Below are 13,531 nucleotides of genomic sequence, written 5' to 3' on the forward strand. Positions count from 1 at the left end.
AATGCAATCTGTGACAGAGCGATCGGCGGGCCAGACTAGGGGACCCCGCGCCCTCAGCGCCGAGTGACAGTTTGGGCAGTAACATCTTTGCCCGATGGCATACCTACTTATCCTCCTCGCGCTGATCGCGCTCGCAGCCGGCATCTGGCTCTGGAACGCCGATGCCCGCGAGCGCCGCGCCGCGGTGCCCGCGCCCCGCGAGGACCTTGAGACCAGCACCGTCGAACCGGAGCCCGCTCCCGAAGCACCCGCGCCGGTACCGCCGTCCGAGGACGAAACGACGCCCGGCATCGAGCCCGTGCTTATTGACGATTCCCCCGAGCCCGTTGAGGATACAGTCTCCCTGGAGGTAGACACCCAGGGGGGTGAAGCGGTCGAACCCGCGCAGTCGGGGTCTACCCGGTGGGTGCCGGCAAGCACGCCGGCCGCGGCGCAGGAGTTCGACGTCGCCGACGAGGCAGAATACGAACTGGACACGCCGGTGCCGCTGGAGGGGGAGTTCGAGCTCGACACGCCCGAGGAACCCGAGCCTGAACCAGCCGAGGAGCCCGCGCACGCTGAGCCCGCGCACGCTGAGCCCGCACCTGCACCCACACCACAAGCGAAACCACAGCCGTGGCAGCACCGCCGCTCGGGTTTGCAGCTGCCGGGGGCGAGCCGCCGGGAGCGTAGGTCGTGGGCGGAAGCGAACGGGTTCACGTTCGCCAAGCAGGACGATTTCCTGACAGGCGAGTGGCAGCGCGGGGCAGCGTCGACGGGCGCGCCGGTGCGCGACATCGCGAGCGGCCACGTGTACGGGCACGACACGCACGTGATGGACCTCGGCGACGCAACGGTGATCGCGATGGCGACGGGCGAGGTCAGCGACATGGTCGTAGACATGCGCCGTGCGAGCTACGCCGCACACTTCACGGCCGCCTCGTCGGACGACCTGGTGGAGGTCGCCAACGAAGAAGGCTTTACCGTCTACGCGACGGAGGCGGGCCCCGCCCAACGATTCATCGACATCCGCGTCCGCACCGCACTCAACGAGCTGCCGCCTGCCGTCCTCGCCGCGTGGTTCGAGGGCGAGTGGGCGCTCGCGCAGCTCGCGGGCAACGGCCACTCCACGCCCGCGGACTGGGACGCCACGCTCGCCCCGCTCGCATTGCTTGCCGACGCCGCCCGCACCCTCCCGCCGCGCGACCCGAAACCGCTCGACCTCGACGCAATCACGCCGGAAGCCACGGCGGAGGTTGTGCCGGTGGAGAGGGTGGAAGCGGACGTCGAAAAGCCAAAAGTCCAGCGTCCCGAGGAGCCGCTGGAACTGCCGACCCGGACCACCGGGGCGGTGCGCGGGCCGGTGGAGCTGCGCGCTGTCGGCGGGGACGAGGTTGAAGCCATCGCGGACGGCACGGCGCCGGACGCAACGGGTGATCTGACCCGGGCGCGCCGGGCGCAGACCCCGCCGTCGATTTTCCAGGACGCAACACCAGAAAAGGAGCGAAAACGATGAGTGAGAAGAAGCAGCGCCTCGCTGAGCTGGTCAAGGAGCTGGCGGTGGTGCACGGGAAGGTGACGTTGTCCTCGGGGCGGGAGGCGGATTACTACGTCGACCTGCGTCGCGCGACGCTCCACCACGAGGCGTCCCGGTTGATCGGCGATCTGCTGCGCGAGTTGACGGAGGACCTGGATTACGTGGCGGTCGGCGGCCTGACGCTGGGCGCGGACCCGGTGGCGACCGCGGTGATGCACGCGGACGGCCGCCCGATCGACGCCTTCGTCGTGCGCAAGGAGGCGAAGAAGCACGGGATGCAGCGCCGGGTTGAGGGGCCGTCGATTGTCGGCAAGCGGGTGCTCGTGGTGGAGGATACGACGACCACCGGCAACTCCCCGCTGACCGCGGTGGAGGCCTGCCGCGCGGAGGGTGCGGAGGTCGTGGCGGTGGCGACGGTCGTCGATCGCGCGACCGGTGCCGCCGAGGTCCTCGCCGACGCCGGCCTCGAGTACCGCTTCCTGCTGGGCCTCGAGGACCTCGGGCTTGACGCTTAACGACGGCCGCGGCCCGACCGAGTGGCAGGAAGGCCGCCACGGCGTCGGCCCCTGGGAAGGTCCGTGGCCCGAGGACCCGCGTTTCGACGCTCGTTTTCTCGCCGACGGCGACTCGAGGAACGTCGTCGACGCGTACCGGTACTGGTCATTGGACGCGATTGTGGCGGACCTGGATACGCGGCGGCACGACTTCCACGTGGCGATCGAGAACTTCGAGAACGACATGAACATCGGCACGGTCGTGCGCACCGCGAACGCGTTTCTGGCGCGCGAGGTGCACATCGTGGGCCGGCGCAGGTGGAACCGGCGCGGCGCGATGGTGACGGACCGCTACCAGCACATCCGCCACCACGAGACCGTGGCGGACCTGGTGGCGTGGGCGCGGGCGGAGGAGCTGACGATCGTGGCCATCGACAACACGCCCGGCTCCGTGCCGCTGGAGACGGCCGAGCTGCCGCGCCGCTGCGTGCTGCTCTTCGGCCAGGAGGGCCCCGGCGTGACGGACGCGGCGCAGGACGCGGCCGCGATGACCTGCTCGATCGCCCAGTTCGGGTCGACCCGCAGCATCAACGCGGGGGTGGCCGCGGGCATCGCCATGCACGCGTGGGTGCGCCAGCACGCAGATCTGAGCCAAGCGTGGTAAACCGGTAACCATGCCCGAAACCTGGTCGCACCGCGCTGACCTGGCAGCTTCCGCCATCGACGAGCGCCACGCCTCGCGTCTTTGGGGCATCCCGAAAACCAACCTCGCCATGGCGACGTGGCCGCCCGGGACCAAGGACAAGGTGTTTCTGCACTGGCACTACTGGTGGCAGGCGCAGTACCTGGACTGCCAGGTGGACGCCGCGCTGCGCCGCCCCACCAAGTCGCGCCGCCGCCGCATCGGGGACACCATCCGCGGCATCCAGCGCCGCCACAGCGGCAAGCTGACCGCGAACCAGCACAACGACGACAAGGCGTGGATGGCGCTCGCGTGGAACCGCGCGCTGCAGCTGGACGGGCTGAAGCGCACGAAGGCGCTCGACGAGCTGGAGTTCGACGTGCTCGCCGGCATCGACTCTGTCACCGGCGTGCTGCCGTGGCGGGTGGGGGAGACGTACTACAACATCTCCTCCAACGCGCCGGCCGCGATCCTCTTCGCCCGCACCGGCCGCCTGGACAAGGCGCGCCAGATTGTGGACTGGATCTTCGACAACCTCGTCACCGAATCCGGCCTGCTCAACGACGGTATCCGCATGCGCATGCACGGGCCCGAAGTCGTGGAGAAGATCTACACCGCGAACCAGGGCACCGTCCTCGGCGCGAGCCTGGAAATCGCGCTCGCCCTGCGTGCCGACGTCGGCCTGGAGCGCGACGAGCCCATCGACTCTTTCGAGTACTCCGAGCGCGCCGACGCCTCAGTGTTCTACATCACCCACATCCGCGCGATTGTGCAGGCGGTGGCGCTGCACCTCGCCAGCCCGCAGGGCGTGATCTTGAGCCCCGAATCCGAAACTGGCGAGGGCGACGGTGGCCTGTTCAAGGGCATCCTCGCCCGCTACCTCGCGGACGTGGCGGTGCGCCTGCCAGCCGACAGCCGCGAGAACATGGCCACGAAGAAGGTCGCCGCCCGTCTCGTGCTCGCCTCCGCGCAGTCGATGTGGTCGCACCGCCTGGAGGTTGACGGGCTGCCGATCTTCCCCGCGGAGTGGAACGAGGATGCGCGTTTGCCGCACAATTACGGGCTGGGACCGGCGTCGATAAGCGAGGCCGTAGGCCTGCTCCGCATCGACGAGCGCGACCTGTCCGTCCAGCTGTCTGGGTGGATGCTGCTGGAGGCGGCGGCCGCGGTCGCAGCTGCAGGGCTGGCGTAAAAGGGGCATACTTGGGGGTGTAACTGGCTCCCACGAAGGAAGGTCACCTATGCCTATTGCAACCCCCGAAGTCTACGCCCAGATGTTCGATGCCGCTAAGGCTGGCGGCTACGCATTCCCGGCCATCAACTGCACCTCCTCCGAGACCATCAACGCCGCCATCAAGGGCTTCGCCGAGGCGGAGTCGGACGGCATCATCCAGTTCTCCACCGGCGGCGCCGAGTTCGGTTCCGGCCTGGGCGTGAAGAACAAGGTCGCCGGCGCAAAGGCGCTCGCAGCGTTCGCGCACGAGGTCGCCCAGCACTACGACGTGAACATTGCGTTGCACACCGACCACTGCCAGCTCGAGGTGCTCGATGAGTACGTGCGCCCGCTGATCGCCATCTCCCAGGAGCGCGTGGACCGCGGCGAGCTGCCGCTGTTCCAGTCCCACATGTGGGACGGTTCCGCAGTGCCGATCGACCAGAACCTCGAGGTAGCGCAGGAGCTGCTCGAGAAGGCCCACAACGCCAACATCATCCTCGAGGTTGAGATCGGTGTCGTCGGCGGCGAGGAGGACGGCGTCGAGGCGAAGGCCGGCGCGAACCTCTACACCACCGAGGAGGACTTCGAGAAGACCATCGACGCGCTCGGCACCGGCGAGAAGGGCCGCTACCTGCTGGCAGCCACCTTCGGCAACGTCCACGGCGTGTACAAGCCGGGCAACGTGAAGCTGCGCCCGGAGGTCCTGGACATGGGCCAGAAGGTTGCGGAGCGCAAGCTGGGCCTCGAGGCCGGCGCGAACCCGTTCGACTTCGTCTTCCACGGCGGCTCCGGCTCCGAGAAGGAGAAGATCGAGGAGGCGCTGCGTTACGGCGTGGTGAAGATGAACGTGGACACCGACACCCAGTACGCGTTCACCCGCCCGATCGTGTCCCACATGTTCGAGAACTACTCCGGCGTGCTCAAGGTCGACGGCGAGGTTGGCAACAAGAAGGTCTACGACCCGCGTTCCTACATGAAGAAGGCCGAGCAGGGCATGTCCGAGCGCGTGATCGAGGCGTGCCAGGACCTGCACTCCGTGGGCAAGAGCGTGTCCAAGTAAGCGCTAAGCTCTGAAAGCACCGGGTTTATCCCCGGTGCTTTTTGCTTTTCGACGTTCTTTTCACGGAGCCGGTATCCCACATGCCCCAACAACGAATGAGCACCCGCGACCGCCTACGGGCAGTCGACAAATCCGTGCAGGCGCGGCTCCGCCGCGTGCGCCGCGGGTTCATCCCCATCATGCAGACGGCCATCGCTGCCGGTGTGGCCTACTGGATCTCGAAAGACCTGATCGACCACGAGCGCCCCTTCTTCGCCCCCATCGCGGTGGTGCTGATCATCGGCGTGACCAGCGGCGACCGCATCTCCAAGGCCGCCGACATTGCGCTCGGCTGCATCCTCGGCGTGCTCGTGGGTGATCTGTTGTTCTACCGGCTCGGCGACGGCGGCTGGCAAATCGCCGTCATTGTCGGCGGCTCCCTGCTCATCGCGTCGTTCTTCTCAAAGTCACAGCTCTTGATCAACCAGGTGGCCATTGGCTCGATCCTCATCGCCACGATCATGCCCCCGGGCGCCGAGGTGACCGGCATCGACCGCACCATCGACGCCTTCGTCGGCTGCACCGTCGCCCTGCTGACCTTGGCCCTCATCCCGACCGGCCCCATGGCCTCCGCCCGCGCCGAGATCTCCCACATCATGGGGCTCATGAGCTCCGTGCTTGACGACGTCGCCGAGGGCCTGCGCACCGGCAACCCCGAGTGCATCCGCGAGGCCCTCGACCTGATCCGCGGCACCCAGTCGCGCATCGACTCCATGTCCGCCGCCATCCAGTCCGGCGAGGAAACCTCCAAGCTCTCCCCGTTCCTGTGGGGCCAGCGCCGCTACATCAACTCCCTCGCCCTTGTGATCCCGCCGGTGGACAACGCGGTGCGTACCACCCGCGTCCTCGCCCGCCGCGCCCTCGTGCTTTGCGAGGACGACGACACCGTCACCGACCTCCAAATCTCCCTCATCGACGAATGCTCCCAGGTCTGCCTCGAAATCTCCGAGATGTACGACATCGACGCCGCCCGCGGAAGGCGTGGTAGGAGTACAGCCGGCGACGTTGAAGCTGGTGGTGGTGCCGGTAGTGACGACGGTGCTGGTGGCGACGGCGCGGGCGCGGGTGCGGGCGGCATCGACGGGCGCGTCGGCGGCCAAGCGGTCATGATCCCCCGCTTAGTTAACCAGCTGCGCGGCGTTGCTCAGCGCTCCGGCATGGAGGTTGTGGAAGGGGCTTACGCTGGCGGCGGGAGCGCCGACCGCCCCGAACCGGTCCTCTCCGCCTACGCGATTCTCGCCCAGACCCGTTCGCTGGTCGTCGACTTGCTGCAAGTGTGCGGCATGTCCCGCGAATCGGCCCTCGCGGCGCTCGCCCCCACCTCCACCACGCCCCACGTCCCACCGGAGCAGTTCGAACTGTAGCGCGGAGGGTCCCCGGCGGGCCCCGCGGGCCCCCGGCGGGCTCCGCCACCTCCGACAGGTTGTCAGCAGATGTAGCGACCTGGGGATTTGGGGGCCGAAGAGAAAGATCTTGTCAGCAAATGTAGGGGTGCCACTCCGGCCCCTGCCACAGACTGCATTCGGGGCCCGAAAAGGGATCTTTTGGACCCGAAATGCATTCTGTGGCAGCCCGAAATGCATTCTGTGGCAGGAACCGGCCCGGCCGGTGCCGCCCCCGGCCCGCCGCCAACGGTGCTGTCGCCGCCAACGGACCCGCCGCCGCCACGACGCACCCACAAATACGAAAGAACCCTGGGGGGAAGCTTCCCACCAGGGTTCGTATCTAAGAGGTGTTGGCGCCCAGAGCGCTTACAACCTCGGTCGCTAGTTAGCGGACGTCAGCGTCGCCCTCAGCACCCGGGACGCGGCCCTCGGCGTCGAAGTCAGCAGCGGTGCGGTCGTAGTCAGCGGTGCCCTCGACAACGCCGTCGGTCTCGAAGCGCTCCTTGCGGACCTCCTCGGAAACGCGCTCGGTGTCGCGGACGGTCTCCTTCTCGAGGGAAACCTTCTCAACCGGCACGGACTCCTTGGACACGGTGACGCGGTCCTCGTGCAGGGTCACGGAAGCCTCAGCCTCGCCGATCTGGCCGTCGAAGTTAGCGCGGTCAGCGTCGGTGATCGGCTCGCGGACAACGCGAACCTCTTCGCGCTCAACCGGAACCTCAACGGTCTCGGTCTCGGAAACGACGTACTTGCGCAGGCGAACCTGGCCGGACTCGACGCGCTCGGTGCCAACGTTGAGCTGCTCCTCGGAGCGGATGATGGTGTCGTTGTCGGTTGCGACAGCGTCACGACGCTCGGTCTCAACGAAGTCGCGGCGGTCAGCGTCAACGTCGGTCTCAGCGTACTCGCGCTCACCAGCAGCGTAGCCAGCTGCAGCGCCAGCGCCTGCGGCACCAGCAGCAGCCGGAGCGCCGAACTCAGCGCCGGTCTGGTAGGTGGTGACATCCTGGGTCTCGGTCAGGCCGTAGTGGCGGTAGAACGCCTCCTGGTCCTCGGTGGTGAGGTGGCCGTTCTCGTCCAGGTCCGGAGCGTCCTCGATGCGCTCCTTCGGGAATGCGAGGTGCAGCTCGCCGTCACGCAGGGTGTGGCCGCGCAGCGGGACGATGGAGTCGCCGCCACCGAAGAGGCCGTGGTTCACGGAAACGAAGTCCGGCTGGCCGGTGGTGTCGTTGACGTAAACGTCCTTCACGCCACCAACCTTGTCGCCGTTGACGTCGTATGCGGTCGCGTTTGCCAGGTCCTCAATGCGGTTGTAGTCAGCCATGATTTCTCCTAAGTGGTCTATCTCGTCCACTCCGGTGATTCGGAGCGGATCCCGTTTGGGAACAAGCCCCAACGTAGCCACGTTTTGAAAAGTGCCGCCGGGCCGACCGGGAAATTGTCGGTATCAAACGAAAGTTTTACCGACACAATTCCAGATTTCAGGTATACCGCGTGGAACACCGTCCCTACCTGCGAGTTTGCACTCGCTTTCCGACGCACGGCTCCCCGCCCACAGGAATTACCCATCTCTTTTTGATTACGAATCACCAACAAAGCGCCACAAAAGTCACAGTGTGATCTTAATCACATAGGTCAAAATTGGGCGTTTCTGACGCTCTGGATGTCGCGCAGATGGCGGTAAAAGGTGGCGCGGGAAACGGGCCGGGGCTTCTCCTGATCGTCGATACGCACCGCGATCTGTTCGCCGCCGGTCTGGACCGCGCGACCGGAAAGCACGCGCGAACCATCGGTTTGACCTGCGGGAACGGACTTGCCGCGGGTTATCCAGCCCAGGCCCGGCGTGGATGCGAGCCATTCGAGCTGCGCGGGAGAGCGCCGCGAGGGGGAACCTTCGCTGATAAGTGGAGTGGTCAGTGGCGCGCACGCAATTCCTGGAGCGTCCATGGTGGGTACGAGGCGCGCTCCGAACTGGCCGTGGAAGCGCGCGGAGGGGGCGGAACCGTCGCGGAACACCAGAGTTTCGGAATCCACGACGATCTCGCCGACGAACTCCTCGCGCCCGCCGAACCGGTGAATAGAGGCGGAGCCGGCGACCACGTCGCCGGTGTCGGTGCGGATACAGGCCGCGGGTGTGACTGGGGCTTCGAGGGCGAAGGAATGAACGTCGTTAAGCGAAGAAAGTCCCCAGCAGACGGCGGCGGGGGAGGTGGGGTCGGAGGGGATGTAGGCGACTTCGACCCACATGGTGTCGGCGCGCATGAGGCGGGTGAGGATGGCGCCGAGGGCGGCGTCGGTACCGGAAACGATGACGCGCAGGGCCTCATCGGGCTGCTGCGGCGCGAACTGCGGCTCGCCGAGGTGCGCGACGTCGGGCGCGGCCTGAATCTCCGCGAGCGAGGGGGTCGGATCGGCGGGGAGCGCCTCGCGTGCTGCGTCGTCGAGGAAGCGGAGGTCCTTGCGCGTGGGCACTGCGGGCAGCGCATAATGCTCGGCGCCGGGAAGGATGTCGCTGGTACCGCACGCGCAATGAATGAGACGCATGCAGGTCACGCTACAATATGCACGGTTGCAGGCCCTATATAAGGAGTGGAACATGTCCGCCATCGTCATCGTGGGCGCCCAGTGGGGCGACGAGGGGAAAGGCAAAGCCACCGACATCCTCGGCGGGAAGGTCGATTATGTGGTCAAGCCCAACGGTGGCAACAACGCGGGCCACACCGTGGTTGTCGGCGGCGAGAAGTACGAGCTGAAGCTGCTGCCCGCCGGTGTGCTCTCGGAAAACGCGGTGCCGATCCTAGGCAACGGCGTGGTGGTGAACCTGCAGGCGCTGTTCGAGGAGATCGACGGCCTCGAGGCGCGCGGCGCGAACGCGTCCCGCCTGCGGATTAGCTCGAACGCGCACATGGTTGCGCCGTACCACCAGACGCTGGACCGCGTGCAGGAGCGCTTCCTGGGCAAGCGCGCGATCGGCACCACAGGCCGCGGCATCGGCCCGACGTATGCGGACAAGGTTGCGCGCGTGGGCCTGCGCGTGCAGGACATTTTCGACGAAAGCATCCTCCGCCAGAAGATCGAATCTGCGCTGGATGTGAAGAACCAGATGCTGGTGAAGATGTACAACCGCCGCGCCATCAGCGTGGATGAGACCATGGACTACTTCATGGGCTACGCCGACCGCCTGAAGCCGATGGTGATTGACGCGGAGTACACGCTGAACAAGGCGCTCGACGAGGGCAAGCACGTGCTCATGGAGGGCGGGCAGGCCACCATGCTGGACGTGGACCACGGCACCTACCCGTTTGTGACCTCTTCCAACCCGACGGCCGGCGGCGCGTGCGTGGGTTCCGGCATCGGCCCGACCAAGATCACCGGCGTGTTGGGCATTGTCAAGGCCTACACTACGCGCGTGGGTGCGGGACCATTTCCGACGGAGCTCTTCGACAAATGGGGCGACTACCTGCAGGAAGTCGGTGGCGAGGTGGGCGTGAACACCGGCCGCAAGCGCCGCTGCGGCTGGTACGACTCCGTGATCGCCCGCTACGCCTCCCGCGTGAACGGCTTCACCGACCTGTTTCTGACCAAGCTGGACGTACTTACCGGCATCGGCGAGATCCCGATCTGCGTGGCGTATGACGTGGAGGGCGAGCGTTTCGACGAAATGCCCCTCACCCAATCCCAGTTCCACCACGCGGAGCCGATCTTCGAGACCATGCCGGCCTGGGACGAGGACATCACCGGCTGCAAGACTTTCGACGAACTGCCGAAGAAGGCGCAGGACTACGTGCTGCGCCTGGAAGAACTCTCCGGCGCGCCGATCAGCTACATCGGCGTGGGCCCGGGCCGGGACCAGACAATCGTGCGCAACGACATTCTGGAGCGGTAGGGGGCGCGCGCTTTACGACGATAGGGACCGACGCTCCGGCGCTCGGTACCTTTTTCCTTGCTTGAAATGACCATAGTTTCTTGTATCGAAAATTTAGCTTTTGGGCGCTTTAAACAATTTCTCGCAATAATGCAAACTTGATAGCGCTTTAAATTCGCTGTAGTGTTGTGCTGTACACGACGTTGTTGCCTTGTGTCTATGCGAAGGTGACGCTCCAGTCAGAGTTGCTTCGGCCTCGCTGGGGTGCGGAAGGATGATCCGCCAACGTCAATCCCACACGCTCCAGGAAGGACCTATGTCTCAGGCACAACCTGCACGCCGTAATTCCGCTCGTCGCCGTGGCACATCCGTGGCGGCGGCTGCAATGTCTGTAGCTCTTGTGTTGCCGTTTGGGCAGCCGATTGCGCAAGCGGCCCCAACTGAAACCCTGGCCGCGCAGGGCAACAACCGCGCGCTCCCATACAACCTCGACCCAAACTGTCAAGCCCCCAGCGCAGGTACTGGCTACTCCTACGGCCCGAATGCTGACCTGGCTAACGCTGTGAAGGCGGACGCGATTGCGAACGGGTACGTCCGCAACGGTGTTGACACGACGAATGCCAAGAACACCATTTCTGGCCACGTGTTCATCGGTGGCTACGGCACCATTACGAACAACCAGTCCGCGAGCAAGCTTGCCGTTCCGGAAGGTACGAAGGTGTACATGCAGTGGCGTTCCGCCACCGGTGTGCTTTCCCCGATTTACGTCACTGAAACCCACACCATCCCGGGCGATGCGTTCGGTGCCGGCTACTCCGGGTCTTACGCTTTCGACCTGCGCGAGGGCTTCTACGACAACCAAGGTAACCACCACGTTTTCGGCGCCTACAACGACCAGTTCTACCGTGTGTGGGTTGAGCCGACGGTGAATGAGCGCTCGGGCAATATCATGTACCCCGTCCGTGCCGGTGATGGCATTCGCCCTTACTTCCGCACCGCATTCGGTGGTACTCGCAACACGGGTCAGTTCCAGCTCATCGGTGTCAACCAGCAAAGGGTCGATCGCTGGGTTGCGGAGCTGCCGATTGATTTGGCGACGAACCGCAATTACATGAAGTCCGCCAACGTCGTCGAGATGAACTTCGTTGGTGAAGGCCCGGGGGCGAACACCGGCAAGAACCGCGTCGCGGGTCGCGTGTGGATGGAAGGCGGCCAAGGTGCCGATGCGTCCAACGGTATGACCGGCCCGTCCTACCAGCCGAGTAAGTTCGGCCAGGACGCTCCGGCGGCAGGCTACAAGGTCTACCTGACCACGCTGACCCAAGAGGGTGTCAAGGGGCTCGCGGACATCTCCAGGGTTGATGTCGAGCTGCGTTCTGCAGAGACGAAGAAGCGTCTCCTTGCTCACCCCGAGTGGCTGGAGAAAACCTACGTTGGCACCACCGATAAGGATGGCCTGTATTCCATCGACGGCATCGAGTCTGCCGGCCGCAGCTTTGCCGACGTCACACGCGACGTGTACATGTGGGTCGAGGATCCCAACGGCGTGATCATGCAGGCGGCTTCCGGGTTTGTGCACGCGGAGTTTGGCAACGCTGTCGGTGCGAATAACTGGAGCCCGACCGTGGTGCCGTCCCGTTTGGTCGGCGCAGTTATCAACGAGAACTTTGCGATTCAGTCGACTCCGTATGAGTCCAACATCCAGCTGTTTGTTCGCGGCTTTGACGAGCTCGACTTCCCGGCGGAACCTGGCAACACGGCCGAACTGATCATTGACGGCACTGTGCCGCTTCAGGAAACCCGCATTGTGTGGACCAAGACGGATAAGCAGGGCAACACAATTGTTGTCGATCCCTCCGGTGCGCCGGTTAAAAGCGGCGGGAAAAACGTCACCGTTCCGACCGATGCCCCGGGCACCCCGGTGCTGAAGTGCGGTGATGAGGCGAAGGCGAATCTGACGGTTCCGGCGGGTGCCGAAGACGGTGACCTGTACACTGCGTACCTCATCGTCGGCAGCGACGTTCGTGCGTCCGATTCCTTCATCGTTTCGTCCGGTAATGCCTCCAAGTTCAAGCCGGAATACGAGGGTGTCGTTTCGGCAGAGGCGACGGAGTCTGCAGCGCCGGTCTTCTACACCGAGAAGAACGGTGTTAAGGGCGAGCGTGTGAACAACTCTGAGGTGCCGGTGAAGGAGTACACCCTGGCACCGAGCGCGCCTGAAGGTGCCAGCGTTGATCCCAAGACGGGCGTAGTCACGCTGCCGAACAGCGCTCGTGGCGGTGACAAGAACGTCGTTGTTCCGGTACTGGTGGTGTACGAAGGCAACACCCGTGACCTTGCGCTGGTCGAGTTCGCACCGGTGCCTAACGAATCGGACCGATTCGAGCCCGTGTACGACCAGGTTCAGGTTGATTCCAAGACTTCCTTCGAGGTTCCTGCACCGAAGTGGCAGGACACTAAGCAGCAGCCAACCGAGAACCCTGGAGCGAAGTTCTCCATCGACTCGAAGACGCTGCCGACCTATGAGGGCGGCGGCAGGGAGAAGCCTGCATTCAGCGACGTGAAGGTCGATCCGGAGACCGGCAAGATCACCATCAAGTCCGCTGAGCACTGGGGTGACTACCAGATCCCGGTCACGGTGACGTACCCGGATAAGTCTTCCGAGGTCATTTACGTTCCGGTGCACGTGAACTCTCAGGCTGATGCGTTTACTCCTGTCGCGGAGAACCCTGTGCTGGAGAAAAACGCAGCGGTTCCGGACGCCTCCGGTGTGATCACGAACAAGACCGATCTGCCCGACGGTACCGAGTACAACTGGGTCACTCCTCCCTCTACCGAGGCACCAGGGACGTTCGAAAACGCTATTCGGGTGACCTACCCCGATGGCTCTACCGAGGATGTGCCTGTCACCATCAAGGTGACGGGCATGGCAGACCAGCACGAGCCAGTGGGTAAGGACATCACCGTCAATCAGAATGGTGAAGTGCCGAACCCTGAGACGGCCATTGAGAACCCCGGCGATTTGCCCGAGGGCACGAAGTTCCACTGGCTGGAAAAGCCGAAGGTTGAAACGGTCGGCGAGTATCCCGTGACCGTTATCGTGGATTACCCTGACGGGACGCACGACGAGGTTACGGTCACGCTGCAGGTGACGCCGGCCTCGCCGGTGGTGAAGCCGGGTACTGAGGTTGAGCAGGTGCCGGCTGGTGGTGAGCCGAAGAAGCTGGACGATACGGTCATGAACCCGACTGAGGGTATGACTGGTGTGGTCCGG

The 13,531-nt window shown here is 65.0% G+C and carries 10 protein-coding genes; 8 read left to right on the forward strand and 2 right to left on the reverse strand.

What is annotated here, in order from left to right; genetic code table 11:
• Positions 1–94: 94 nt before the first annotated feature.
• The 6 genes from M5J20_RS05340 to M5J20_RS05365 all read left to right on the forward strand — a co-directional run bounded on the left by M5J20_RS05340 (position 95) and on the right by M5J20_RS05365 (position 6,371).
• Positions 95–1,495, forward strand: coding sequence for a TtfA family protein (locus M5J20_RS05340; protein WP_253577251.1), 1,401 nt, complete (start codon positions 95–97; stop codon positions 1,493–1,495).
• Entirely contained in the window at positions 1,492–2,031 is a 540-nt protein-coding gene (pyrE, locus tag M5J20_RS05345) for an orotate phosphoribosyltransferase (protein WP_253577254.1), read from the forward strand. The genes M5J20_RS05340 and pyrE overlap by 4 nt, the downstream gene beginning before the upstream one ends.
• Positions 2,021–2,674 carry a TrmH family RNA methyltransferase gene (locus M5J20_RS05350; protein WP_253577257.1) on the forward strand — a complete coding sequence of 218 codons (654 nt, stop codon included), beginning with the start codon at positions 2,021–2,023 and terminating at the stop codon, positions 2,672–2,674. The genes pyrE and M5J20_RS05350 overlap by 11 nt, the downstream gene beginning before the upstream one ends.
• Before the next feature lie 10 nt (positions 2,675–2,684).
• Positions 2,685–3,884, forward strand: a complete 1,200-nt coding sequence (locus M5J20_RS05355) for a glycoside hydrolase family 76 protein (RefSeq protein WP_253577260.1) — start codon at positions 2,685–2,687, stop codon at positions 3,882–3,884.
• 49 nt (positions 3,885–3,933) lie between these two features.
• Entirely contained in the window at positions 3,934–4,968 is a 1,035-nt protein-coding gene (fbaA, locus tag M5J20_RS05360) for a class II fructose-bisphosphate aldolase (RefSeq protein WP_253577263.1), read from the forward strand.
• A gap of 95 nt (positions 4,969–5,063) precedes the next feature.
• Positions 5,064–6,371 carry an FUSC family protein gene (locus M5J20_RS05365; RefSeq protein WP_253577265.1) on the forward strand — a complete coding sequence of 436 codons (1,308 nt, stop codon included), beginning with the start codon at positions 5,064–5,066 and terminating at the stop codon, positions 6,369–6,371.
• 406 nt (positions 6,372–6,777) lie between these two features.
• On the opposite strand, the gene M5J20_RS05370 is transcribed toward M5J20_RS05365, so the two are convergent.
• Together M5J20_RS05370 and M5J20_RS05375 are read right to left on the reverse strand one after the other, a co-directional pair.
• Positions 6,778–7,716 (reverse strand): DUF2382 domain-containing protein, encoded by a 939-nt coding sequence (locus M5J20_RS05370; RefSeq protein ID WP_253577268.1) that lies wholly within the window; start codon positions 7,714–7,716, stop codon positions 6,778–6,780.
• Positions 7,717–8,027: 311 nt separating this feature from the next.
• On the reverse strand, positions 8,028–8,936 hold the full coding sequence (locus M5J20_RS05375) for a hypothetical protein (protein ID WP_253577270.1): 909 nt from the start codon (positions 8,934–8,936) through the stop codon (positions 8,028–8,030).
• A 52-nt stretch (positions 8,937–8,988) separates the two neighbouring features.
• Here M5J20_RS05375 and M5J20_RS05380 point away from each other — a divergent pair, with 52 nt between their 5' ends.
• Both M5J20_RS05380 and M5J20_RS05385 read left to right on the forward strand, forming a co-directional pair.
• Entirely contained in the window at positions 8,989–10,278 is a 1,290-nt protein-coding gene (locus M5J20_RS05380) for an adenylosuccinate synthase (RefSeq protein ID WP_253577273.1), read from the forward strand.
• A 364-nt stretch (positions 10,279–10,642) separates the two neighbouring features.
• The coding region (locus M5J20_RS05385) for a Rib/alpha-like domain-containing protein (protein ID WP_253577276.1) at positions 10,643–13,531 on the forward strand (2,889 nt) is incomplete at its 3' end.

The organism is Corynebacterium stercoris, from assembly GCF_024160105.1.
GTDB classification, from domain to species: domain Bacteria; phylum Actinomycetota; class Actinomycetes; order Mycobacteriales; family Mycobacteriaceae; genus Corynebacterium; species Corynebacterium stercoris.